Annotated in this window: 17 protein-coding genes, 1 tRNA gene and 1 pseudogene; 10 read left to right on the top strand and 9 right to left on the bottom strand. The window is 74.0% G+C overall.

The features are described 5' to 3' along the window. The first annotated feature begins 6 nt into the window (after positions 1 to 6). From SK069_RS17325 to SK069_RS20320, 5 genes and pseudogenes are all read left to right on the top strand, one after another. Positions 7 to 1596: an SCO6880 family protein gene (locus SK069_RS17325; protein WP_319955512.1), complete on the top strand. Its 1590-nt coding sequence runs from the start codon at positions 7 to 9 to the stop codon at positions 1594 to 1596. Then, positions 1593 to 2984, top strand: coding sequence for a TraG/VirB4 family ATPase (locus SK069_RS17320; RefSeq protein WP_319955511.1), 1392 nt, complete (start codon positions 1593 to 1595; stop codon positions 2982 to 2984). Before SK069_RS17325 ends, SK069_RS17320 begins: the two co-directional genes overlap by 4 nt. Next, complete coding sequence (locus SK069_RS17315) at positions 2981 to 4729, top strand: type IV secretory system conjugative DNA transfer family protein (protein WP_319955510.1); 1749 nt, start codon at positions 2981 to 2983, stop codon at positions 4727 to 4729. Before SK069_RS17320 ends, SK069_RS17315 begins: the two co-directional genes overlap by 4 nt. Beyond that, on the top strand, positions 4726 to 5016 hold the full coding sequence (locus SK069_RS17310; RefSeq protein ID WP_319955509.1) for a helix-turn-helix domain-containing protein: 291 nt from the start codon (positions 4726 to 4728) through the stop codon (positions 5014 to 5016). Before SK069_RS17315 ends, SK069_RS17310 begins: the two co-directional genes overlap by 4 nt. Positions 5017 to 5057: 41 nt before the next feature. After that, positions 5058 to 5711: pseudogene (locus SK069_RS20320) on the top strand (TIGR02391 family protein); the annotation flags it as partial. Between the two features lie 241 nt (positions 5712 to 5952). On the opposite strand, the gene SK069_RS17300 reads toward SK069_RS20320, so the two are convergent. After that, a tRNA-Ala gene (locus SK069_RS17300) sits at positions 5953 to 6025 on the bottom strand. Between the two features lie 185 nt (positions 6026 to 6210). Here SK069_RS17300 and SK069_RS17295 point away from each other — a divergent pair. Continuing rightward, complete coding sequence (locus SK069_RS17295) at positions 6211 to 6870, top strand: MotA/TolQ/ExbB proton channel family protein (protein ID WP_319955507.1); 660 nt, start codon at positions 6211 to 6213, stop codon at positions 6868 to 6870. After that, complete coding sequence (locus SK069_RS17290; RefSeq protein WP_319955506.1) at positions 6867 to 7196, top strand: DUF2149 domain-containing protein; 330 nt, start codon at positions 6867 to 6869, stop codon at positions 7194 to 7196. Before SK069_RS17295 ends, SK069_RS17290 begins: the two co-directional genes overlap by 4 nt. 167 nt (positions 7197 to 7363) lie before the next feature. On the opposite strand, the gene SK069_RS17285 is transcribed toward SK069_RS17290, so the two are convergent. Further along, positions 7364 to 8848, bottom strand: a complete 1485-nt coding sequence (locus tag SK069_RS17285) for a serine protease (RefSeq protein ID WP_319955505.1) — start codon at positions 8846 to 8848, stop codon at positions 7364 to 7366. 339 nt (positions 8849 to 9187) lie between these two features. Here SK069_RS17285 and SK069_RS17280 point away from each other — a divergent pair, with 339 nt between their 5' ends. The 3 genes from SK069_RS17280 to SK069_RS17270 are packed head-to-tail and all read left to right on the top strand — an operon-like array spanning position 9188 to position 13912. Then, entirely contained in the window at positions 9188 to 11158 is a 1971-nt protein-coding gene (locus tag SK069_RS17280; protein ID WP_319955504.1) for an amidase, read from the top strand. 19 nt (positions 11159 to 11177) lie between these two features. Beyond that, positions 11178 to 11819: a hypothetical protein gene (locus tag SK069_RS17275; protein WP_319955503.1), complete on the top strand. Its 642-nt coding sequence runs from the start codon at positions 11178 to 11180 to the stop codon at positions 11817 to 11819. Next, the gene (locus SK069_RS17270) at positions 11816 to 13912 is read left to right on the top strand and encodes an amidase (protein ID WP_319955502.1); all 2097 of its coding nucleotides are present in this window, start codon (positions 11816 to 11818) and stop codon (positions 13910 to 13912) included. The genes SK069_RS17275 and SK069_RS17270 overlap by 4 nt, the downstream gene beginning before the upstream one ends. Before the next feature lie 99 nt (positions 13913 to 14011). Here SK069_RS17270 and SK069_RS17265 read toward each other — a convergent pair whose 3' ends face one another. From SK069_RS17265 to SK069_RS17235, 7 genes are all read right to left on the bottom strand, one after another. Next, on the bottom strand, positions 14012 to 14863 hold the full coding sequence (locus SK069_RS17265) for an alpha/beta fold hydrolase (RefSeq protein WP_319955501.1): 852 nt from the start codon (positions 14861 to 14863) through the stop codon (positions 14012 to 14014). 10 nt (positions 14864 to 14873) lie between these two features. After that, positions 14874 to 15107 (bottom strand): hypothetical protein, encoded by a 234-nt coding sequence (locus tag SK069_RS17260; protein ID WP_319955500.1) that lies wholly within the window; start codon positions 15105 to 15107, stop codon positions 14874 to 14876. Continuing rightward, complete coding sequence (locus tag SK069_RS17255; protein WP_319955499.1) at positions 15107 to 16726, bottom strand: acyl-CoA carboxylase subunit beta; 1620 nt, start codon at positions 16724 to 16726, stop codon at positions 15107 to 15109. The genes SK069_RS17260 and SK069_RS17255 overlap by 1 nt, the downstream gene beginning before the upstream one ends. 102 nt (positions 16727 to 16828) lie before the next feature. Next, positions 16829 to 19069 carry a 3-hydroxyacyl-CoA dehydrogenase NAD-binding domain-containing protein gene (locus SK069_RS17250; RefSeq protein ID WP_319955498.1) on the bottom strand — a complete coding sequence of 747 codons (2241 nt, stop codon included), beginning with the start codon at positions 19067 to 19069 and terminating at the stop codon, positions 16829 to 16831. Between the two features lie 41 nt (positions 19070 to 19110). Continuing rightward, positions 19111 to 20328: an acetyl-CoA C-acetyltransferase gene (locus SK069_RS17245; protein ID WP_319955497.1), complete on the bottom strand. Its 1218-nt coding sequence runs from the start codon at positions 20326 to 20328 to the stop codon at positions 19111 to 19113. A gap of 221 nt (positions 20329 to 20549) precedes the next feature. Next, positions 20550 to 21827, bottom strand: a complete 1278-nt coding sequence (locus SK069_RS17240) for an enoyl-CoA hydratase-related protein (protein WP_319955496.1) — start codon at positions 21825 to 21827, stop codon at positions 20550 to 20552. 1 nt (position 21828) lies between these two features. Continuing rightward, entirely contained in the window at positions 21829 to 23556 is a 1728-nt protein-coding gene (locus SK069_RS17235; protein WP_319955495.1) for a class I adenylate-forming enzyme family protein, read from the bottom strand. Positions 23557 to 23672 lie beyond the last annotated feature (116 nt).

Here is a 23672-nt window from a genome sequence, read left to right as displayed (position 1 = left end):
CTCTCGATGTCCTCGACCACCACAACGACCACGTCCGCGCCGCGGCGCTCGCATCAGCTCGGCAGCGAGGAGCCGCGCGTCCTGCTCGGGCTGCGCTGGCCCGAACTCACCACCCTTGGGCTGCTGCTCGGCGCCGGGCTGTTGGTGCTCTCCGCCCGCAAGGACCCCACCGGCGTCGCCATCGGTCTGCTGCTGGCCGCGATCGGCGGCGTCCTGGCGTGGGGTCGTCACGGCGGTCTCTCGCTCGCCGTCTGGACCGGCATCGCGATCCGCCACGCCACCGGCACCGCGATCGGCCAGCAGCAGTGGCGCCGCCGCGTCACCCACGGCACCCACACGGCCCAACGCGGACGGCTCGCCGAGCACGTCCAGCTGCCCGGCGAGCTCGGCCGCCTCCACCTCCTGGAGACCGCGTTGCACGAGGACGGGACCGGGCCGCGGATCGGGGTGCTGCACGACCGCCGCGCCGACACCTACACCGCCACCCTGTTGGTGCAGGCGACCGGGAACTTCGGGCTGCTCGGCCACCCCGACCAGGACCGCCGGCTCGCCGACTGGGCCGGCGCCCTCGAAGAGCTCGCCCGGGACCAGTCGCCGATCCGGCGCGTCGCGTGGGTCGAACGCACGTTGCCCCAGCCGTCGGACGCGCTGGCCGATCACCTCCACGAGCACCGCGACCCGCAGCTGTCGCTGGACCTGTCGCCGGTGCGCTCCTACCTCGAGCTGCTGGACCAGGCCGCCACCGCGACCGACCACCACGAGCTGCTGATCTCCCTCCAGATCACCGGCCGCGCCGCCCGCCGCCACGCCCGCGGCCGCGGCTGGACCCGTAGGGAGACCGCGCTGCGGGTCCTGGCCGGCGAGCTGGACCTCGCCGCCCAAGCGCTCCAGCACGCCGGCCTTGACGTCCGCCGGCCCCTCGACAGCCATGGGCTCGTGACGTCGGTGCGGCTCGGCTTGGACCCCTGGACCCGGCCCACCACCGCTGGCGCCGGCGAGGCGGGGGCGGCGAGCGGTCGCGTCGACCCCGCCAACGGCCCCTCTCCGTCGGACGACGGAGGATCGAGCGAGAGCGACCTGGCGGGGATGGCCCGCGACGCCGCGCGCGATCACGTGATCTGGGACCGCTCGCAACACGTCACCTGCTGGATCGCCCAGTGGCCCCGCCAACCGGTCCGGTCGATGTTCCTCGCCCCGCTGCTGATGCGCTCCGACACCACCCGCGCCGTCGCAGTGGTGATGGAGCTGCTGGGCCCGGATCGCGGGCTGCGGCAGGCCGAGACGACCGTCGCCGACGACGAGTCCGCCGAGTCGCTGCGCTGGCGCACCGGCATCCGCACCCGCCGCCGCGTGGCCAAGCGCGAGCAGGCCAACCGGGCACGGGAGGACGAGCTGGCCGACGGCCACATCGACATCCGCTTCACCGGGTTCGTCTCGATCGCCGTCCCCACCAGCGCCGGCGTCCACGCCCGTCACCAGGCGCTGGACCGGGTGCGGGCGCAGGCCGCCAGGTGCGGGTTGCGGTTGGAGGTCATGCACGGTCAGCAGCCCGAAGGACTCACCTTCACGCTGCCGCTCGCCCGGGGCCTCGCATGAGCACCGCACGGCCCCGCACCACCGCGCCGCGGCGCCGGCGCTCGACGCTGCGGCACGTCGGCGCGGCACTGGACTGGACCCTCAACCCGACGCGGATCGTGGGCGAGCGGCCCGGATGGCGTGCCTCGACGCTGCACGCCCGGGCGATCTACCCGGCGATGGCCTCCACCGGCCTGGGCACCACCGGGGTCTATCTCGGCCGCGACGTGTTCGGGTCGGCGTTCTGCTTCGACCCCTGGCACGCCTACGCCGCCGGGCTGATCGGCAACCCCAACGTCCTCGTCCTCGGCTCCCAGTCCATGGGCAAGTCCCTGTTGGTCAAGACGTACGTGCTGCGCCAGTACGTGTTCGGGCGCCGCGTCGAGCTGATCGACGTCAAGGACGAATACGGGCCACTGCTCGAAGCGATCGGCGGCTCCACGCTCTCGGTCTACCGCGGCGGCCCGACCCGCCTGAACCCCGTACGGCCCGGCCCCGACGGCGAACCCGCCCAGGAGCTCGTCGCCGCGGTCGCCGCCGCCGGACTCGCACGCCCCCTCGACCCGGCCGAGCGGGTCGGGCTGGCCGCCGCCGTCGAAGCCGTCACCGCCGCTGCGGTGGGGGAGCAACGGGAGCCGACGCTCCCCGAGCTCTTCGCGCTCCTTCTCGATCCGCACGGGGTGGTACGCGACGCGATGCGCTCGACCGGCACCGAGGAGCCCCGCCGCGAGCTACGGACCCTCGGCCTCGGCCTGAAGTCCCTCTGCGACGGCCCCTTGCACGGCATGTTCGACGGGCCGACGACCGCGACCGTCGACTGGGACGCCCCCGCGATCCGGCTCGATCTCTCCCAGGTCCGCGACCCGACCGCCAAGGCCGTCCTGATGACGTGCTGGCTGGCGTTCCTGCGCCAACAACACGACGCCCGGCTCCGTCTGCACGAGCAGGACGGCACCCGGCCGGCGGCGACCACGAGGGTCAACGAGGAAGGCTGGTCCGTGGCTCCGGTCCCCGGGGTGGCGGCGCACTTCACCGCCGAGTTCAAGCTGAGCCGCCGCCACGCGATCTCCAACTGGCTCGTCCTGCACAAGCTCCGCGACGCGGCCGCGGGCGCCGACGACGGGACCGCCGTCGCGAAGCTCATGGACGCGCTGCTGGCCGACATCGACACCCACGCCGTCCACCAGCAAGACGACGCCGCCGTCGCGGAGACCACCAGCCGGCTCGGGATGTCGGAGACCCAACGCGAACTCCTGACCGACCTCCGACCGCTCCAGGCGCTCTGGCAGATCGGCGCGCTGCAGTTCCTCGTCAACCACGAGATCAGCTCCTACGAAGCACCGATCGTCGACACCGACCACGCCATGCGCACCAGCACCACCCCCAGCCCCGGAAGGAGCCCGCAATGAGCACCCGCACCACCCGCCCCAGCACCCTGACCAGCGGCGACCTCGCCTTCCCCGCGCTGCTGACCTCCCTCGCGCTCGCGTTCCTGCTGTTCGCTTGGACCTGGGGCGCGCTCGCCGCGCTCGCCGTCGGGCACGGCCCGCCCGTCGGGCTCCTTGACGCCGGCGGCGCGCTGCTCCGGCTCCCGTTCCACGCCGACGACCCCGCCCGGGCGTTCGCCGCCGACGGGCATGGCCTCCCTGGACCCGCCGTCATGTGGGCGGCGTTCCTCGCGACCATCGCGCTCGGCTGGACCGCCGTGATCCTGCTCATCCCGCGCCTCGCGGATCGGCTCGGGCACCACCGCCCCGGCCCGTGGGCCAGGTGGGCCAAGCCCCGCGACCTCCACGCCCTGATGGTCCGACCGGGACAGCACGGCGACCGCACCATCCTCGGCTCCGTCGCCGGCCGCCCGGTCGCCGCGGAGCGGCAGGTCTCGACCATCGTCATCGCGCCCACCCGGAGCGGCAAGACGAGCGGGTTGATGATCCCCGCGATCCTTGAGCACCAAGGCCCCGTCATCGCCACCTCGGTGAAGGGCGACCTCCTCGCCACCGCCGCCCATCGCCAGACGATGGGAGAAGTCCGCGTCTTTGACCCGACCGGCGCGACCGGCTGGCCCGCCTCCGGATGGTCCCCCGTCGCCGCCTCCCAGACCTGGCTCGGCGCCAGACGCACCGCCGACCGGCTCCTCCGCCAGGCCCGCCAAGGCAACGGATCGCACACCGACTTCTGGCAAGGCATGGGCATGCGCTTCCTCGCCCCCTTGCTCTTCGCCGCCGCGCAGGGCGGCGCGTCGATGCGCGACGTCCTGCGGTGGGTCGAGCTGGTGCAGCAGGACGAGCCCCGCGCCGCGCTGCAGTCGGTCGCCGAGACCGCCGAAGGATTCGGCGCGCTGACCTCGCTGGAATCGCTCTGGCGCGAGGACCACCGCATCCGCGGCTCCGTCGTGCAAACCGTCGCCACCGCACTGGAGGCCTACCAAGATGCCGGGGTGATGCAGGCCGCCTCGCGGCACGACATCACCGCTGACTGGTTGCTCGATCCCGCGCGGCACCACACGCTCTACGTCATCGCCCCCGCCGACGACCAAGAACGCCTCGAAGGGGTCTTCGCCGCCCTGCTCACCGACCTCATCGCCGCCGCCTTCGCCAAAGCCACCGAGCAAGGACGCCCGCTGGACCCCGTCCTGCAATGCGTCCTCGACGAAGCGCCCTACATCGCCCGCCTGCCGAACCTCGCGCGGATCGCCTCGACCGGTGCGGGCGAAGGCATCCGCCTCCTCACCGCCGCACAGACCATGTCGCAGTTCGTCGAGCGCTGGGGCCAAGCCGAAGCCGAGACGATCATCGCCGGCCACCCCTCCCGCATCTTCGGCGCCGGACTCTCCGACCCCACATCTTTGAGCTACTTGCGGACTGCGCTCGGCGACGAGGAGATCCAGACACTCACGCATCGTGGCGGCCTCGGCCAGACCGACCGCACCCACGCCACCACCTTCCGGCCGCTCGTCGACGGACCGACCGCCCGCCAACGCGACCGCACCACCGGCATCCTCGTCTACGGCACCCTCCCACCGGCACGACTCCGGCTCCGGCCGTGGTTCCAGGACCGACGACTCCGAAAGATGGTCGAGACGACGTCCCCGGCCACCCGGACCGCGCACGCAGCAGGGCGACCCGGCACCGAGGAGGCAGATGCCCGATGAGCACCTGGCCGCACGACCCGCCCGTCCGCCGCTGGCACCAGGCCCCCGCGACCGCCAGCGACGAGGTCGACTGGAAGCCCGCCCACGCGACCTCGGGCTTCTCTGCCCGCGACGTCATGACCGTCGCCGAAGCCGCCAGCCTCCTGCGCTGCTCCGAGCGGCACATCTACAACCTCGTCGCTCGCGACGAGCTGCCCGGCGCCCGCTACCTCGGCCGCAACATCATCATCGTCCGGCCCGTGCTCGTTGCCTGGTTGCTTGACGGCGAGCCCAAGCTCTCCAGCTGATCTGCCCAAAGCCGCGAAGCGGAACCGGCGAGAATCGCCGGATGCGCCTCTCTGCCGCCGACCTGACTGACCTTACCGTTGACGTGATCGCTTGGGAGCTGCTCAGGTGGATCGCGCAGGAGCACCCGCGAGGTGTGCGGCGGGACAACGCGGTGGCGATACATGCGGACGGAGCACAGACTGGTGTTGCGCAACCCCGGCACGACGTGCGCGACGCCTGCCGCGTGGCGCTTGCCGAGGCGTGGGGGTATCTCGAGCAACACGGGCTGGTGGTGCAATGGCCGGCGCGCATTCCGGGCCGTTCGAGTGAGGCATTTCGGGAGCCGTACCAGGCATCCCGCCTCGGTCGCGAGCTGATCGCGCTTGGCAACGACGGGCCGCGGCATCTAGCGGCGCGCCGGCGCCTGGGGGTCGAGCTGCACCAGGCGCTTCGGGACAAGCTCCAAACGCTGGTCGCAGTTGGCGCGTTCGAGCAGGCTACGCTGCTCGCGTTGCGGGCCGTCGAGGCGCGTATCCGCTCGCTCGCCAACGACCCGCGCAAGGACAACGGCAATCGATTGGTCGGCGTCGCGTTGATGCAAGCCGCGTTCAAGGCCGACGGTCCGCTCGCTGACCCCGATGCCGAACCTGCCGAGCAGATCGGCACGATGAACCTCTTCGCGGGTGCTTTCGGTGCCGTGCGCAACGTCGTGGCGCACACCGAGGACGAGTGGGTCGACCCGACCGAAGCGGCGGAGATGGTGCTCCTCGCCGATCCTCATGCGCCAGCTCGACCGGGTCGAGCAACGCCTACGCGCCTGACGATCGGTCAGTTCGAGCGACCATCCGCTACGCACTTGCGCTACGCACCTGCCGGGACGGGGGCGAATCAGCCTGTTGCCGTAGCACCTCTCAAACGCAAGAAACGCCCGCTGGGCGGGCGCTTCTCGTGTCTCATGGAGCTAGCCGGGCTCGAACCGGCGACCTCCTGGGTGCGATCCAGGCGCTCTCCCAGCTGAGCTATAGCCCCGGGAGGGACCCGAGAGGATAGCCACCCCGGGCGGGGTCGTGTCGCGCGGTCTCGGGAGGCGCCGGCGGCGACCGCGCGGAGCCGTGGGATGGGCTTGCCTCGAGTTCGGTCGCCCTATGATGAGGCGGCGTCCCGGCGCGCTGCCCGCTTCGGGCGCCGTTCCGCGAGCCGGCCGCCGAAGCCCCGTGCCGCTCGCTGCCTCCGACCCGATCACCGACGCGCTCTCGAGCTTCGCCGAGGCGCTCGAGACGCCCGTGCACGCCCTGGCGCTCGTGCTGCTGCTCGTCCTGGCGCTCGAGCTCGGGCGCGGCGGGGTCGAGGCGTGGCGGCGGATGCGCCGCGGGCGCGGACGGCTCGTCGACGTCGCCACCACCGCGCTGCGCGAGCCCCAGCGCGGGCGCGAGCTCGCGCGGGACGTCGCCAGCCCGATCGCGGGCCGCGCGCTGGAGCGGATGGCCGACGCCGTCGGCACGGGCGACCCGCGCGGGTCCGAGCCGGCGCTCGCGGAGTACGAGCTGGCCGTGCAGCGACGCCTGGACCGCACCCGGGTCCTCGTCCGCGCCGGACCGGCGGTCGGCCTCATGGGCACGCTGATCCCCCTCGCGCCGGGCATCGCGTCGCTCGGCGAGGGCGACATCGCGGGCCTGGCGTCCGACCTGCGCACCGCGTTCGCGGCGACCGTCGTCGGCATCCTCGTCGGCACGACGTCGTTCGTCCTCACGCTCTGGCGCACGCGCATGTACACCGAGGACCTCACCGCGCTGGAGCAGGCCGTGGCGGCCCTCGACGCCGACGGCCGCGCGCCGAAGCGGATCACCGAGGCCGTCGGGGAGCACGCGACGTGAGGCGCACCGGCCTCGGCAAGCACGGGCAGCTGGACACCGACGTCGGCGACCCGCTCGACGGGCTGGTGAACCTCTTCGACGTCGGGCTCGTGCTCGCCGTCGCGTTCCTCATCGCCGGCCTCGGCCTGACGGTGAACCAGGAGTCGGGCCGGATCGAGGCCCGCACGACCGAGACGCGACCCAGCGGCCAGGAGCGGACGCTCACGCAGCCCTCGCAGCCGTCGCAGGCCACCGGCCGCGGGCAGGCGGTCGGCACGGTCTACCGGCTGCCCGACGGGCGGCTCGTGCTCGTCGACCCGAACGGCAACCGCCAGACGCAGCCGTAGGTCGCCGACGACCGTCGCCGGAGCCCGCGGCCCGGTGCGGCCGCCCATCGTCGGCGTCCCGCGGCCCCGACCCGAGACGGCCCGCCACGCGAGACCACCCCGCAGTCCGGTGCCACCCCGTCTCAGCGCCGGGCTTCCCCTGGCCACCCGCCGCGCGGCCGCCCCGCTCAGCGGCGGAGCGTCACCGCGACGGCCCGCTTCTGCCGGCGCCCGGTGCCGTCGCGCGCGACGACCGTCAGGCGGTAGCGCGTGCGCGCGGCGAGCTTCGGCGTCGCGATCGTCCAGGTCGAGCCGCCGACGAGCGTCCCCCGGATCGTGCGGCTGCGCGCCCGGACGCAGGTCGTGGCTCGACCCTTGCGCCGGCACGCCGCGCGGGCGCTCCACTGCAGGGTGCCGCGGACGGAGGAGATGCCGTCGCTCGGCGCCGGGTCGAGGACCCGCAGGCGCACGGCGCAGCGCCCGCGCCGGCAGAGGACGTTCGCGACGCGCACCGTCGGCGCGGCGACATCGACGGTGCTCGTCGGGGAGGCGCCGGGCGCCGTGGAGCCGGATGGCGCGGTGCCGGCACCCGTGGGCGTCGCGGGACGCGGCGCCGTGGGCTCCGTCGCGGTGGTCGTCGGGCTCGGCGCCGAGGCCGTCGTGGTCGTGGTCGTCGTCGCGGGCGTCGTGGTCGTGGTCGTGGTGGTGGTCGTGCCGCCCGCACCCGCGTCGAGCCCTGCGCTCGACCGCAGGAAGGTCCCGATCACCGACGCCGCCACGCGCGAGTAGACCCCGGGGTAGCCCGCCTGCGCGCAGCCGCTGCCCCAGCTGGCGATGCCGGCGAGCACCGGCGCGCCGGCGACGGTCGCCGTGAGCGGCCCGCCGCTGTCGCCCGAGCAGGTGTCGACGCCGCCGGTGGGCTCGCCCGCGCAGAGCATGACGCTCGGCACCAGCGCGCTGCCGTAGCCCTGCTGGCAGGCGGCGGAGCCGACGACGTGCGTCGTCGTCGCGTACAGGTCGAGGGGGTAGGACGCCCCGGTGGTGTCGTCGCCGACGTGGGCCGTCGTGTCGCCCCAGCCGCTGATGCCGACCGCCGCCCCGGAGGCCGTCGCGCCGGTCGGATCGTTCGTGCCGACGAGCGCGATCGGCGCGATCCTCGTCGCGCCGTCGATCGTCGGCGCCCCCTCGTAGATCGGGCTCGCGAGCGTCAGGACGGCGGCGTCGTTGGCCGTCGTCGCCCGGTCGTAGGACGAGAGGACCGCCACGGTCGAGACCGCGATCGAGCGCGCCCCCGCGGGCGGCGTGCGCGTGTCCGGCAGCCGGGCGGTGCCGGCGAGCACCTCGATGCTGCTCGGCGGGGAGACGGTGCCGTCGTCCTCCACGACGCAGTGCGCGGCCGTGACGATCTTCGTCGGCGCGACGATCGTGCCGCCGCAGAACTGGGTGACGGACGGGACGTTGAGCGACGGGTTCGAGAAGTGGTTCGGGCTCCAGAGCGCGACCTGGAACGGGCGGGCGGTGATCGCCGCCGTCGTGCCCCCGACGACCCGACCGTCGGCGCGCCGCTCGGCGCCTGCGGAGGCCGCCACGAGCAACGCCGCGCCGGCGGCGCCGAACACGACGAGCCCCATCACGGCGAGGCGGAGGAGCGCGGAGCGAGGAGCAGCGGACATGGCTGTGGCAAGTATCGGCGGCGGCGGCCGCGGGACGCTGAGCTTTCGCCGAGTCCCCGGCCGTTCGTCCACCGGGCAGCCCGCGGACGCGTCGACCGAGCAGGACGACGACGCGCGCGAGCGGGCTCGGGCGCACGGCTGCGCGTGCCGCCCACGGTAGCGGCCACCGCTCCGCGAACCATTGGGACAGATGGCGCAAGGCCGGTTCGGTCGTACGCCGTACAGGCCATTCTGCGTCGCGTCCGTCGTTCCTAGGCTGTCCGTTGTTCGATGGTCGTCGCACCGACCAGCGGGCTCCTTCCGGCGTCTCCGGCGCCTCCAGCGACACCCCCTCTCCCCATGCACGACTCATCCGTCACGACGGAGCCGCTCGTCGATCCGGTCGACGCGCCGCTCCCCACCACCGAGGCCGAGCGCGGCGTCAGCCGCCGGGGCCTGCTCGGACGCGCCGGCGTCGTCGGCGCCGGCGCCGCGCTCGCCACGACCGGCATCGGAGCGGCGACCGCGGCCGCCGCGACCACCACCGATCCGACGGCGGCGAGCACGACGCTCCTGCCGAAGGCCTCCGCCGTCCGGGCACGCCTGCGCGACGTCCCGCTCGTCGACCTCGAGATCAACGAGCTCGCGGCGCTCCTGCAGGCCGGCGACATCACGTCGGTCGAGCTCACGAACGCGTACCTCGATCGGATCGACCGCTACAACGGCGATTTCGAGGTCTACATGGACAACGACGGCTACAACGCGTTCGTCCGGGTCGACCGTTCGAAGGCGCTGGCGGAGGCCCGCGCCGCCGACGAGCGCCTCGCCGCCGCGCGCAGCGGCGGCCCCGCCGTGTCCCCGCTCTGCGGCGTCCCGATCGGCGTGAAGGACTCGATCGGCCTCGAGGGCCGCCCGGCGCAGAACGGCGCCTACGCGTTCAAGGGCAACGTGGGCACCGCCGACGGCCCGGCGATGGCGAAGCTCCGCGCTGCGGGCGTCGTCTTCCTCGGCCACACGATCTGCTCGGCGTTCTCCGGCTCGATCACCGGGACGTTCGCCGGCAACGCCTGGAACAAGGACTACTTCCCCGGCGGCTCGAGCCAGGGCTCCGGCGTCGCGCCGATCGCCCGCCTCTCCGCCGCGGCGATCGGGGAGGAGACCGGCGGCTCGATCATCTTCCCCTCGTCCGCCAACGGCGCCTCGGGCATCAAGCCGTCGCTCGGCCTCGTCTCCTCGGCCGGCGTCATGCCCCTCACCCCGGGGCACGACGTCATCGGCCCGATCTCGCGCTCGATGCGCGACTCGGCCCTGTTGCTGAACGAGATGATGGGCCCGGATCCGGAGAACGACCAGCAGACGCTCTCCGCGCCGCTGCCGCTGGCGCCCATTCCCGCCGCGCCTCGCGGTGGCCCCAAGCCGCTGGCGGGGATCACGATCGGCGTCCCGCAGACCGACTGGCTCACCGGCACGGGCGGCGCGGGGACGTCGCCCCAGGCGCTCTACGCCGCCGACAACCTCGCGGTCTTCAACCGCGTGCGCAGCGAGCTCCAGGCCCTGGGCGCGCGGGTCATCGACTTCCCCGGCCTGGACATGCGCGACGCGACGCTGAACACGTACTTCAGCTCGGCGGACGTCCTGGAGCGCGTCGACGGCGCGAACGTCAGCCCGTCCTCGGCGGTCCGCTACTCCAACCTCTACGAGATCGGGTACGCCGACGCCGTGCGGCAGTTCGCGGCCGGCCGGCTGCAGTCGCAGGCCGACAAGCTGCTGGCGCAGTACGGCCGCACCGCGAACGGCGAGACGACGTTCGAGAACGCCACCCGCCTCTACGGCGGCGTCAGCAGCGGCGCGCGCCGCGAGGGCGAGCGGCGGCGGCGCCAGACCGCCGCGAACTACGCCGCCGCGCTGGACGCCTTCGATGTCGACTTCATGCTCGTCATGAACTTCGGGACGAAGATCACGAAGCGCGGCGCCTCGACGACGGGGCTGCGGTACCGGACCTACTACCAGGTGCCCAACGCGCTCGGCTGGCCGATGATCTCGTTCCCCGCCGGGTTCGGAACCGATGCGGACGGCCTGCCGATCTCGGTCCAGTTCTGGGGCACCCGCTTCAGCGACGGGGAGATCGTCCAGGCGGCGATCGACTACCAGGCCGCGTACCCGCAGTACCACCGGACCCTGCCGCCGGACCCCGCCATCGCGGTCGACCCGCGACGCAAGCGGCTCACCCAGGAGCAGGTCGACGCCGTCGAGGTCGACCCCGACCCGCTGCTCTCCAACGACCCCGACGTCCACGAGGCCGGCCTGCCGGCCGAGTACCGGCCCCGCTGATCCCCAGGAGGACTGACCCATGCCCTTCATGACCGTCGGCTGGCGCGCCCCTCGCTCGATCGGTGCGCTGCCCGCAGACCCCGGCTACGTCCAGGAGTCGCCCCTCACCGTCCCGTGGACCGGGAAGGTCAGCGCGTACGTCCTGCCGTACGACGTGACCGACCTCACCGTCCGCCCCGGCGCGCCCGACCCGCCGGTGATCGTCAACCCGCCGCTGGATCCCGGCGATGCCCCGCCCACCGGCGTCGGTCCCGCCCCGGTGCCGGACACCGGCGTCGCCCCGGGCCAGGTCCGCCCGGCGTCGCCGCCGCGGATGCAGATCCAGCCGCGCGTGGCGCCGAGCAACTTCCGCCGTCGCGGCGTCCGCGTCCGCCTGACGCTCGCCGAGCCGGCGCGCGTGAAGGCGTACGGCCAGGCGCGCGTGGTGAAGAAGCTCAGCCGGCGGCGCTCGAAGCTCGTGACCGCGAAGCTCACGCGGACTCGCAACGTCAAGGCGACCGCCGGCGCGAACGTCTTCTTCCTGCCGCCGAGCCAGACCGGCCTGCGCACCGTGCGCACGAGCCGCACCCGCAAGACGATCACCGTCGTCATCGCGACGACCTACAGCGGTGGCCGCACGGTCACCACCCGCCAGCGCGTCGTGATCGGCCCGCGCCCGTGACCCGCCACCTCGACCACCAGCCCTCTGCCATGCACGACCACCACTCCTCCGACGCGGACGACGGCGCGACGACGACCGTCGAGCGCGCCGCCGCCGCGGCGCCGGCATCAGGCCACTCGCGGCGCGGCTTCCTCGGCCGGGCCGGCGTCGCCACCGTCGCCGGCACGGCGATCGGCAGCGCCGCCGGCGTGACGCTGCCGGCGGCGGCCGGCGCGGCCGCGCCCCAGCTCGTCCCGAAGGCCCGGACCCGAGCCCGCACGCCGCGCGCCGCCGACGCGCCGCCGCTGCCGAGCGCCGCGTCGGTCAAGGCGCTGAACAAGCCGCTCGTCGACCACGACGTCGTCGAGCTCGCCGCCCTGCTGCAGGAGGGCGAGATCACCTCCGTCGCGCTGACGAACGCCTACCTCGACCGGATCGATCGCTTCAACGGGCCGTTCGAGGTCTACGGCGACAATGGCGGCACGAACACGTTCGTGCGCGTCCACCGCGACGACGCGCTCGCGCAGGCGGCCGAGGCCGACCGCTGGCTCGCCGACGCGCGGGCCGGCGGCGCCCCCGCGCCGTACCTCTGCGGGATCCCGATCGGCGTGAAGGACTCCGTCGGCGTCGCCGGCCACCCGGCGAAGAACGGCAGCGCCGCGTTCGCCGGCAACATCGCCGTCGAGAACGCGACGGCGGTCCAGCGCCTGCGCGATCAGGGCGTCGTGATCCTCGGTCACACGATCTGCTCGGCGTTCTCGGGCGTGATCGCCGGGAACTTCGCCGGCAACGGGTGGAACAAGGACTACATCCCGGGCGGCTCGAGCCAGGGCTCCGGAGCCGCGCCGATCAACCGCCTCGCGGCCGCCGCGATCGGCGAGGAGACCGGCGGCTCGATCATCTGGCCGGCGGCGATCAACGGCGCCTCGGCGATCAAGCCGTCGCTCGGTCTCGGCTCGGTCGCCGGCGTCATGCCGCTGTCGGCGACCTACGACGTGCTCGGGCCGCTCTGCCGGTCCGGACGCGACGCCGCCCTCATCATGAACGCGCTCGTCGGCCCGGACCCGCTGAACGACCCGCAGACGACGGCCGCGCCGATCCCGTTCCCGCAGCTGCCGATGACCCCGCGCGAGGGGTCCAAGCCGCTGACCGGCCTGACGATCGGCATCCCGCAGACCGACTGGCTCACCCGGACGACGTACAAGCAGGACGGCTCGACCGACACGACGACCGTCGTGAAGGAGTCGCCGCAGTCGCTCTACGACCCCGACCACAAGGCGGCGTTCGACCGGCTGCGCGGCGAGCTGGAGGCGCTCGGCGCGACGGTGAAGGAGATTCGCGGCCTCGACATCACGAACTACGGGACTGCGCCGGACTACCTCGACGGCGAGAACCCGTACTACAACAACCCCGCGGTGCTCGAGACCATCGACGGCACCCCGGTGACCCCGCGCAACGCGGTCGTCCTGTCCAACCGGACGGAGATCCGCTACGTCGAGGCGGTGAAGGAGTTCGCCGCCACCCAGCCGGCGGACGTCCAGGCGACGCTCACCACGCAGTACGGCCGGGTGCCGGGTGGCGCCTCGAGCGGCACGCGGACGCTCGACGCCTCGATCGCGCTGAACGCGGGCGTGACGGCGAAGGCCCGCTACGAGGGCGAGCGCCGGCGCCACGCCCTCGTCGACGGGTACCAGAAGTCGCTGGACGACGAGGGCGTCGACTTCCTCCTCGTGCTGTCGATCGGCCAGGAGGTCGGCAAGCGCTCGCCGAGCAACGCCAGCGGCGGCCTGCCGCTGCGGCGCTACAACCAGATCGCGAACGACCTGTCGTGGCCGATGGTGTCGTTCCCGGTCGGGCAGACGTCGAACGTCGGCCTGCCGATCAGCGCCCAGTTCTGGGGCCCGCGCTTCAGCGAGCCGCGGCTGGTGCAGGCGATGATCGATTACCAGGCGCACCACCCCGAGCACCACACCCGGCTGCCCGCGGACCCGCCGACCCCGACGACGACCGGCCTGCGCGACCTGCTCCGCCGGCAGGCGCCCGAGACGGAGGTCGACCCGACGATGACGAACGACCCCGTCGTCACCGAGCTCGACGCGCTCTCCAAGCGCTGAGCCGCGCACCCGACCCGGTCGCGCCGTCGTGGCGTGGCCGGGTCAGGCGCCCCCGGCGGATCCGTCCGTCGTGGCGCGGCCGCCCGTCGCCTCGGCCGGTCAGGCCGGGTCGGCGGCGCCGGCGAGCTGCTCGTCCAGGAACGGCACCAGCGCCCCGGCGACCTGCTCGGGGTCCTCGAGGAAGCACCAGTGCCCGAGGCCGGGGAAGCGCACGATGCGCGCCTGCGGGAAGGTCTGCCGCTGGCGCTCGATCTGGACGTCGGGGAGGTAGCGGTCCGCGTCGCCCCAGGCGACGAGGACCGGCACGTCGAGCGCCCGCAGGAGGTCGCGCTCGGCCGCGAGCCAGTGGGGCCCGGTGGCGCGGTAGAGGCGCAGGACGGCGCGCTTCGTCCCCGGTCCGACGAGCTGGTCGTAGATCCGGTCGAGGTGCTCGGCGCTCAGGCGCGGGTTCTCGTGCCCCAGGACCCGCGTCAGCAGCGGCCGGTTGCTCAGCGCCATCGCCAGCTCCCCGAGGACCGGCGTCCGCCAGACCTTCGCGAAGTGGTGCCAGCGGTAGTCGACGAGCACCCCGGTGTTCATCAGCACGAGGCTCGCGACGCGCTCCGGGTGGTACGCCGCCCAGTGCAGGCCCCACGGGCCTCCGAAGTCGTGCAGCACGAGGTGCGCGCGCCGCACCCCGACGGCGTCGAGGATCCCGCCGAGGTGGTCCGCGTAGCCCGCGACGGTGTAGGCGAAGTCGCGCGGCGCATCGGCGTCGCCGAAGCCCGGCATCTCCGGCGCGACGACCCGCGCGCCCTCCGGCAGCCGACCGAGCAGGTCGTCCCAGTCCGCCAGCGCCCCGGGGTTGCCGTGCAGCAGGACGATCGCCTCATCGGCGTCCTCCGGCCCCTGCTCGAGCACCGGCGAGCGCACACCGGAGACGGACACCTCGTGCAGACGCCGTGTCGTCATGGCCGGCACTCTACGCCCGCGGCGCCGCGACGCGGACCGTGGCGCCTGCGGCCTCCGCGGCCACGACGGCCACCGCGAGCGCCGTCGCCTCGTCGACCGGCGCGCCGTCGCGCGGCGTGACGGTCACCCGCGTCCCCTCCTCGAGCGCCCCGGCGGCGCCGGAACCGACGGTCGACGCAGTCCGCGGCAGCCGGATCCGGCGTCCGCCGACCTCGACCGCGTCGGTGGGTCGCACGTCGATCATCAGATCGGGGAGATCGTCCGGCGCTTGCCCGGCACGCGCGGCGGGCGGCGGCGCTGGGCGCGGCGCAGGGCGTCGACGAGCAGCGGGCGGGTCGCCGACGGCGCGACGACGTCGTCGATCCCGAAGCCGCTCGCGGCGCGGTACGGGTCGACGTTCTGCCGGAACCGCTCGACGAGCGCGGCACGGTGCGCGGCCGGGTCCTGCGCCGCCTCGACCTCGCGGCGATAGGCGATGTCGACGGCGTTCTCGATCGGCATCGCACAGAGCTCGGCGGTCGGCCACGCGAGCGCGAGGTCGGCGTCGTTGCTGCGCCCGCCGCCCATCGCGATGTAGGCCGCGCCGTAGCCCTTGCGCAGCGCGACGGTCAGCAGCGGCACCGTCGCCTGGCCGAGCTCGAGCATGAGCCGGCCGCTGCGGCGCGCGAGCTGGCTGCGCTCCGCCTCGCGGCCGACGAGGAATCCCGGCAGGTCGATGAGCACGACGACGGGCAGGCCGAACGCGTCGCAGAGCGCGACGAGGTGCGCCGCCTTCTCGCACGCGCCGCTGTCGAGCGCGCCGCCGAGGTGGCGCGGCTGGTTGGCCACCACGCCGACCGGCCGGCCCTCCAGGCGCACGAGCGCGGTGACGAGGTTCGGTGCCGCCACCTCGCGCAGCTCGAGCACGGTGTCCGCGTCGGCGATCCCGGCGACGACGTCGCGCACGTCGTAGGCGCGGCGCGGATCCGCCGGCACGACCCCGTCGAGCGCGGCCGCGGCGTCGGGATCCGGAGCGACCGGGCCGGCCGTGAACGGCAGGTCGCCGTCGGCGTGCGACGGCAGGTACCCGAGGAACGCGCGGATCGCGTCCAGCGCCTCCCCCTCGTCGCCGGCGACGAGGTCGACGATCCCGTTGGCGGCCTGTGCGTCGGCGCCGGCCAGCTCCTCGTTCGTCAGCCGCTCGCCGGTCGCGGCTGCCACGAACGGCGCGCTGGCCATCCCGATCAGTCCCTGACCGCGGACGACCACGACGAGGTCGGCCAGCGCGGCGAAGGTCGTCGAGACGCCGAAGCCGGGGCCCATCATCGCCACGACGATCGGCACGAGGCCCGACAGGTCGACGAGCCGCTGGAGGATCGGCGAGCCGAGCGCGGCGTGGCGCGCGTCGAGGCCCTCCTGCATCCGGTGCCCGCCGCCGTCGCAGAGCAGGACGAGCGGCAGGAGGTCCCGCTGGGCGCGATCGATCAGCCGGCCGATCTTCGCCATCCCGACGGTGCCGTTGCTGCCGCCCAGGACGGTGAAGTCGAACGAGGCGACCATCACCGCGCGCCCGTCGACCCACGCCGCGCCGGTGACGACGCCGTCGCCGGGACCGTCGAGGGTCCCGCCGCCGGGCTGCGCCTCCCCCGGGGTGGCGAACGCGCCGAGCTCCGCGAACGCGGGACCGGGCGTCGCGCCTGCCGGGGCGACGCCCGACGCCGACGGCCCAGCCGGGTCCGCCAGGCGGGCGATCCGCTCGCGCGCCGTCAGGCGCCCGCGGGCGTGCTGCTTGGCGACCGCGTCCGGTCGTCCGGCGTCGTCGAGCGCGGCCCGGCGCCGCGCGAGCTCCGCGAGGTGGTCGGGGCGATCGGCGGGACCGGTCATCGTCTCGGGGCTCCGCCGGCGACCGTCGCCGTCGGGGCTCGGTCAGATGCTCCCACCTGGTGGAAGCTCCTGGCCGAGCCCCGAGGGCCGGCGCTCGCCGCGTCAGGCCGTGGCGGCGGCCTTCAGCGGATCGGCGTAGGGCTCGTTCGCCTCGGCGGCGGCGACGAGCGACGCCGGCGGCTCGAACCGCTCGCCGTACTGCTCGGCGAGCTCGCGGGCGCGGGCGACGAACGCCTTCGGGCCGACCTCGGTGCCCGCGGCCTCCGTCGTCGACGCCGGGTGCGGGTAGCCGTTGATGTACTGCAGCACCCCGCCGGTCCAGGCCGGGAAGCCGATGCCGAGGATCGAGCCGACGTTCGCGTCGGCGACGCTCTCCAGCACCCCCTCGTCGACGCACTTCACCGTCTCGAGCGCCTCGCGGAAGAGCATCCGCTCCGTGAGGTCCTTCAGCGGGATCTGCGCCGCCGGGTTGCTGTCGCTGTGGACGGCGCCGAACGCGTCAGCGAGGCCCGGCCAGAGCTTGCCGCGCTTGCCGGCCTCGTCGTAGTCGTAGAAGCCCGCGCCGCCCGCGCGTCCGGGCCGGCCGAGCTCGTCGACCATCTTGTCGAGCACCGCGAAGGCCGGCTCGTTGTCGAACGTGCCGCCCTCGGCCTCGATCGCGGCGACCGTCTCGTCGCGGACCTTGCGGAAGAGCGTCAGCGTCAGCTCGTCCATGAGCTGCAGGATCGGCGCCGGGTAGCCGGCCTGGCGGGCGGCCTGCTCGACGGAGGCCGCGGGCACGCCCTCGGCGAGCTCGTTCATGCCCTCGTAGAGGAACGTGCCGATGACGCGGCTCGTGAAGAACCCGCGGCTGTCGTTGACGACGATCGGCGTCTTGGCGATCTGGCGCGCGAGGTCCAGCGCCCGCGCGAGCGTCTCGTCGCTCGTCTGCTCGCCCTTGATGATCTCCAGCAGCGGCATCTTGTCGACGGGGCTGAAGAAGTGCAGGCCGATGAAGTCGGTCGGGCGGCTGACGCCCTCGGCGAGACCGGTGATCGGCAGCGTCGAGGTGTTCGAGCCCAGCAGCGCGTCGGGCGCGAGGTGCGGCTCGATCTCGGCGAAGACCTTCGCCTTCAGCGCCGGATCCTCGAACACGGCCTCGATCACCGCGTCGGCGCCGGCGGCGTCCTCCGGCTTCTCCGTCGGCAGGATCCGCGCCAACAGGGCGTCGCCCTTCTCCTGCGTCACCTTGCCGCGCTCGACGCCCTTCGCGACGAGCTTCTCGCTGTAGGCCTTGCCCTTCTGCGCGGCCTCGAGGGAGACGTCCTTCAGGACGACCTCGATGCCGGCCTTCGCGCACACGTACGCGATCGCGGCGCCCATCATGCCCGCGCCGAGCACGACGACCTTCGTCGCCTTCCACGGCTCGCGGCTCTTGTCGCGCGCGCCGGCGGCCTGCATGTCGAAGAAGAACGCCTGGATCATGTTCTTCGCGACCTGCCCGCCGGCGAGGTCGATGAAGTACCGCGATTCGATCTTCAGCGCGTTGTCGACGTCGACCTGGGCGCCCTCGATCGCGGCGGCCATGATGTTGCGCGGCGCCGGCATGTTCGCGCCCTTGAGCTGCTTGCGCAGCGTCGCGGGCAGCGCCGGCAGGTTGGCGGCGATCTTCGGCGAGGACGGCGCCCCACCGGGGATCTTGTAGCCCTTGACGTCCCACGGCTGGGCCGCCTCCGCGTGCTCGCCGATCCACTTCAGGGCGGCGGGGAGGAGGTCGTCGGGGCTCGCGACGAGCTCGTCGACGAGGCCGATCTCCTTCGCCTTGCCCGGACGGTGGCGCTGGCCCTGGAGCAGGACCTGCATCAGCGCGTTCGTCAGGCCGAGCAGGCGGACCGTCCGGACGATGCCGCCGGCGCCGGGCAGCAGGCCGAGGGAGACCTCGGGCAGGCCGATCTGGATCTTCGGGCTGTCGACGACGATCCGGCGGTGCGTCGCCAGCGCGATCTCCAGGCCACCGCCGAGCGCGGCGCCGTCGATGATCGAGACGACCGGCTTGCCGAGCGTCTCGAGGCGCCGCAGGTCGCCCTTCATGCCGTCGATCCGGGCGGCCATCTCGACGATCGCCTCGGGGCCGGCGGCCCGCAGGTCGTTGAGGTCGCCGCCGGCGAAGAACGTCTTCTTCGCCGAGGAGACGACGACGCCCGTGATCTGGTCCTTCCTGGCCTCCAGGCGGTCGACGGTCTCGCGCAGCGAGGCCATGAAGTCGGCGTTCATCGTGTTCGCCGACTGGTTGGGGTCGTCGAGGATCAGGTGGACGACGCCACCCTCCAGCGACTCCCAGCGGATGGTGCTCGTGAAGCTCATCGGGTCTTCCGTTCCGTGCTCGTTCCGAGGGCGGGAGCCGCTCAGATCGCCTCGACGACGGTCGCGATGCCCATGCCGCCGCCGACGCAGAGCGTCGCCAGGCCGTAGCGCTTGCCGCGGCGGTGCAGCTCGTCGATGAGCGTGCCGAGGATCATGCCGCCGGTCGCGCCGAGCGGATGGCCCATGGCGATCGCGCCGCCGTTGACGTTCGTGATCTCCGGGTCGATGTCGAGGTCGCGGATGAGCCGCATCGCGACCGACGCGAACGCCTCGTTGATCTCGACGAGGTCGAGGTCGGAGGCCTTGAGCCCCGCCTTGGCCAGGGCCTTCTTCGACGCCGGGCCCGGCGCGGTGAGCATGATCGTCGGGTCGTCGCCCGAGACGGCGGTCGCCAGCACGCGGGCGCGTGGGGTCAGGCCGTGGCGCTTGCCGGCCTCCTCGTTGCCGACGACGAGCAGCGAGGCGCCGTCGACGATGCCGGAGCTGTTGCCGGCGTGGTGGACGTGGTCGATCTCCTCGACCCAGTGGTACTTCTGCAGCGCGACGGCGTCGAAGCCGCCCATCTCGCCCATCGCGGCGAACGACGGCTTGAGCTTGCCCAGCGTCTCGGCGGTCGTGCCGCGGCGGATGAACTCATCGTGGTCCAGGACGACCTGGTCGTTGAGGTCCTTCACCGGGATGACGGAGTCCTTGAAGTAGCCGGCGTCCTCGGCGGCCGCGGCGCGCTCCTGCGAGCGGACGGCGAACGCGTCGACGTCGTCGCGGCTCCAGCCCTCGACGGTCGCGATGAGGTCGGCGCCGATGCCCTGTGGCACGAAGTAGTTGTCGTAGCCGAACTCGACGTCGTGGAAGAGCGCGCCGCCGTCGGAGCCCATCGGCACCCGCGACATCGACTCCACGCCGCCGCAGAGGATCAGGTCGTCGCCGAGGCCCGAGGCGACCTTCTGCGCCGCGGTGTTCACGGCCTCCAGGCCCGACGCGCAGAAGCGGTTCAGCTGCACGCCCGCCACCGTGTTCGGCAGGCCGGCCTTGATCGCGGCGGTCTTCGCGATGTCGGCGCCCTGATCGCCGATCGGGGAGACGCAGCCAAGCACGATGTCGTCGATGCCGCTGGGATCGAGGCTCGCGTTGCGGGCCAGGGTCTCGTGGACGAGGCCGACGACGAGGTCGACCGGCTTCGTCGCGTGGAGGGACCCGTTGGCCTTGCCCTTGCCGCGTGGCGTGCGGATCGCGTCGTAGACGAGTGCGTCGGTGGCCATTGCTGCGCTCCTGTGGTCCAGCCGGCACCCGCCGGCACGATCGGATGACAGGAACCGTACACCTTGACCAGACGCGGCGTCCGTCCAGGCTGGCCAACCAGCCAGGACGTGCGGGCCGCCGTCACGGCGGGGCCAGCTACACGATGCCCAGCCGCGCCGTTGGACGATATGTCCATTATCGGCGCCCCGTAACGGAAACCGAACGGGAGCCGCCGCGTCCGTCAGCCCCAGCGGGCGGTGTCGGTGACCTGCTCGAGCGCGACGAGGCGGTCGCCCTCGCGACGGAACACGTGCGCGAACGCGGCCTCGACCGCGCGGTCGTCCTCGCGCGCCCGACCACGATAGGTCCCCAGGACGGTGAGGCTGTGGCCGTCGTCACCCACGATCCAGCGCTCCGGCTCGGCGAGCACCGCGAACCGGCGGCCGATCGCCCACCAGCCCTCGCGGATCATCGCGTCGGGACCCCGGCGCACCCCGCCGAGCGCGTCGGGCATGCCCGCGGAGAGCCGGCCCTCGAAGCCGGGCGCCAGCAGCTCGCGCAGCGCGGCCTCGTCGCCGGCGGCCAGCGCCGCGTAGAGCCGGCGCACGAGCCCGACGATCACGTCCTCGCCGTCCCCCGCCCCGCCCGCGGCGGCCGCCGCGCCACCGGACGGCGCCGGGTCCGCGGCCCCGTCCCGGCCGGGTCCGGGGACGCCCGCGCCGGTGAACCGCGGGGCCCGGCGCTCGCCGAAGGCCCGCAGGCCCTCCTGGGCGTCCGGGGTCCGTGCGAGCTCGCGCATCGCCGCGGCCTCCTCGACGAGGCGGGCCCGGACGTCGCGCCCGTCGGCCTCGCGCAGGAGCCGGCGCATCCGGCCCAGCGCACGGGTCGGGCCCGCGGCGAGCCGACGCGCCTCGGCCAGCGCCGCCGCCTCGAGCTCGGCCACCGGCACCGACCGCGTGGCGATCCCCCAGGCGACGGCCTCCTCGGCGCCGAGCAGGCGCCCACCGACCAGCAGCTCCTGGGCGCGCCGCAGCCCGACGAGGCGCGGCAGCCACCAGCTGGAGTTCCCGTCGCCGCTGAGGCCGAGCCGGTCGAACGCCGTGGTGAGCTTCAGGTCCTCGGCGACGAGCACGACGTCGGCGAGCCACGCGAGGCCGAGCCCACCGCCGGCGGCCGCGCCCTGCACCGCGGTGACGATCGGCACGTCGAGCTCGCCGAGGTCCCCGAGGGCGGCGTGGAACGGCGCGATCATCGCGTCGAGCCGCTCGGCCACCCCTGCCGGGTCCTCGACGATGAACCGCAGGTCCCCGCCGACCGTGAAGGCCGGGCCCTCCGCCGTGATCAACAGTGCGCGCAGGTCATCGGCCGCACGCGCCCGGACGACCGCGGCGGCCAGCTCGTGGACCCAGCGCAGGTCGATGGCGTTGCGCCGCGCGGGCGCGATGAGCCGGAGGCGGCCGAGGCCGTCGTCCTCCAGCGCGAAGGAGACGCGCTTCGGCGCGCGGTCCGTGGCGACCACGTCAGCGCTCCGCCGGGGCGAGCCGGTCGGCGGCGAGGCGCACGAGCCGGAACTTCTGGACCTTGCCGGTCGGGGTCGTGGGCAGGTCGTCCGCGTCGAGGAACAGGACGTGCTTGGGCACCTTGAAGCGAGCGAGGTGCTCGCGGCAGAGCGCGAGGACCTCGTCCGCGTCGATCGTCGCGCCCGGGTGGCGGACGACGCAGACGCAGCCCGCCTCGCCCCAGCGGTCGTCGGGCACGCCGATGGCGTAGACCTGGCTGATCGCGTCGTGGCGGCTCAGCAGCTCCTCGATCTCCTTCGGCATCACGAGCTCGCCGCCGCTCTTGTAGAGCTCCTTGCTGCGGCCGGTGATCTCGAGGTAGCCGTCCTCGCGGACGATTCCGAGGTCGCCCGAGTGGACCCACCCGTCGCGCAGCGCCTTCGCGGTCTCCTCCGGCTTGTCCCAGAAGCCGACCATCGTCGTCGGGCCGCGCGCGATGAGCTCGCCCTCGGCGCCCGCGGCGAGGTGCTCGCCCGTGACCGGGTCGGCGGTGCGGTACTCGATCAGCGGGCCGTCGCCCTGCGGCAGGCCGGCGGCCCCGGCGATCTTCGGCCGGCCGACGGTCGTCGAGCTCACGAGCAGCTCGTCCTCGGGCAGGGTGAGCGTCATCGCGCCGCCGGTCTCCGTCATCCCGTAGCCCGTGACGATCTCGTCGACGCCGAGCGCGTCGCGGACCTTCTCCCACAGCCACACCGGCGCCGGGGCGGCGCCGGAGAGGATCGCCCGCAGCGACGAGAGGTCGCGCTCGGCGAGGTCGGGTTGCTCGAGCAGCGCGACGGTCATCGTCGGCACGCAGAGGATGTCCGTGGCGCGGTGGCGCTCGATGCCGTCGAGGTAGGCCCGCGGGTCGAACGCCGTCTGCAGCACGACCGCGCCGCCGACCATCGTGGCCGCGAGCAGGCCCTCGACGTAGCCGAACATGTGGTAGCAGGGCAGCGAGAACAGGATCCGCCGGCCGTCCTCGAACGCGCGCGTCAGCGCGGAGCCGTGCGCGGTGCGCAGGACGGCGTCGTGGGTGACCTGGACGCCCTTCGGCGAGCCCGTCGTGCCCGACGTGTAGAGGATGTCGCCGACGTCGTCGGGGCCACGGACCCCGATCCGCGCGCTGCCCGGCGCGTCGGCGCCGAGCTGCTCGAGGCCGTCGACGGTCAGCGCCCCCGGGCGGGCCGGCCCGGCGTTCTCCAGCTGCACGACCCGGACGAGGTCCGCCAGCGGCGCGCCGACCGGCGCCTCGCCGGCGCGCTCCGCCCACCCCGGCGCCACGGCGTCGAGCATCGCGGGGTAGTCGAGCCCGGCGAACCCCGTCATCGTCACCAGCACGCGGCAGCGCGACTGGCCGAGGACGTAGGCGAGCTCCTCCTCGCGGTAGAGGTAGTTGAACGGGATCGCCACCCCGCCGGCGCGGGCGATCGCGAACTTCAGCGGCACGAACTCCGGCTCGTTCGCCATGAGCAGGCCGACGTGGTCCCCCGGCCGGACGCCGACGGCGGCGAGCCCGTCGGCCAGGCGCGACGCTCGCGCGTCGACCTCGGCGTACGTCCACGTCACGTCGTCGGCGACGACGAGCGGACGGTCGCCGAAGCGCTCCGCGCAGGCGGTGAGCCAGCCGTCGAGGGTCTGCGGGGTCCAGGTGCCGAACCGCGCGCGCAGGGCGGCGCGCCGCTCGTGGATGTCGCGATCAGAGCTCATGACGCCGTGCCTCCCCAGGCCGCTCGGACAGTCCGTCCAGACCGACCGTAGCAGCGGCGGCGCGCCAGCTCGCCGGTCCCCGGAACGGCCCCTGCGCGCGAACGTCCGCACGCACC

It is taken from the genome of Patulibacter brassicae (assembly GCF_033949425.1).
GTDB classification, from domain to species: Bacteria; Actinomycetota; Thermoleophilia; order Solirubrobacterales; family Solirubrobacteraceae; genus Patulibacter; species Patulibacter brassicae.
The sequence above is the reverse complement of the archived record's forward strand: the minus strand, read 5'-3'. Positions and strand labels throughout refer to the sequence as shown.